The 250-nt window shown below is 70.0% G+C and carries 1 protein-coding gene; it reads right to left on the bottom strand.

Annotated features, from left to right (window positions below):
- Positions 1-195 (bottom strand): GDP-mannose 4,6-dehydratase (locus tag NET02_RS16470; RefSeq protein WP_347711066.1); only part of this gene is annotated, 195 nt, incomplete at its 3' end.
- Positions 196-250 lie beyond the last annotated feature (55 nt).

Here is a 250-nt window from a genome sequence, read left to right as displayed (position 1 = left end):
CACCAGGGCGCGATCGCCGATGTCGCCGCGCACGAAGACGTGGCGCGCGTCGCCCTGCAGGCTGGCCAGGTTGTCGAGGTTGCCGGCGTAGGTCAGCTTGTCGAGGTTGACGACCGGTTCGTCGTGGTGCTGCAGCCAGTCGAGGACGAAGTTGGCGCCGATGAAGCCGGCACCGCCGGTGACGAGAATGGTCATGGCAGGCGGAAGAGGATTCGGTTCACCGGCCCGCGCGGGCGGGCGGCGGGTCGGC

The organism is Thermalbibacter longus (genome assembly GCF_023806485.1).
GTDB classification, from domain to species: domain Bacteria; phylum Chloroflexota; class Chloroflexia; order Thermomicrobiales; family Thermomicrobiaceae; genus Thermalbibacter; species Thermalbibacter longus.
This window is presented reverse-complemented; position numbering and strand designations above follow the sequence as displayed.